Origin of the sequence: Enorma timonensis (assembly GCF_000321165.1) — a bacterium.
In the GTDB taxonomy this organism is placed as follows: domain Bacteria; phylum Actinomycetota; class Coriobacteriia; order Coriobacteriales; family Coriobacteriaceae; genus Enorma.
In genome coordinates, this window is record NZ_CAPF01000114.1 from 1 (window position 1) to 683 (window position 683).

Sequence of the window (683 nt, forward strand, 5' to 3'; positions counted from 1 at the left end):
CCGTGAGGGCCCTCGCGGAGAGCTGGCGGGCGTCGCGCGAGGCCGCCGCGCGGCTCCTCGCCGAGATCGAGGGCCTCGTCCGCGGGGGCTGCCCGGCCCTGCTCTCCATGTACGGGTGCGGGGCCGTGAGCGCCGCCCGGCTCGCCGTCGCGGCCGGCGACAACCCCGGCAGGATGGCGTCCGAGGCGGCCTTCGCGGCGCTCTGCGGCGCCTCGCCCGTCGAGGCCTCGAGCGGCAGGACCGTGCGGCACCGCCTCAACCGGGGCGGGGACCGCCGGGCGAACAGCGCGCTCCACCAGATCGCCCGCCACAGGCTCGACCACGACCCGAGGACGCGGGCCTACGCCGCGAGGCGCAGGTCGGAGGGGCTCTCCGACAGGGAGATCATGAGGTGCCTCAAGCGCTACATAGCGCGGGAGGCGTACCGGGCGCTCACGGGCCCGCGGGGCGCCGCGCCGGGCTTCGACCCGGGCGGGCTCGGTTCGGCGAGGAGGGCCGCGGGGATCAGCCAGGAGGCGGCCGGCGCGGCGCTCGGGGTCTCCCGGGGGCTCATCTCGCTAATCGAGCTCGGGAGGGGCGGGAGCCCGTCGATGCGCGAGCGGTACCGCGCCTGGGTCGAGGACGGGTTCCCAATTCCCGCGGATCAGGGTTGACAAACAATAGGAGCGTCGCTTTTGTTGGTG

1 protein-coding gene is annotated in these 683 nt (G+C 75.7%); it reads left to right on the forward strand.

The window, feature by feature from the left end:
- Positions 1–653, forward strand: a 653-nt coding sequence (locus BN423_RS10965; protein ID WP_019240198.1) for a transposase, incomplete at its 5' end; no start/stop codon positions are given.
- Positions 654–683: the final 30 nt, after the last annotated feature.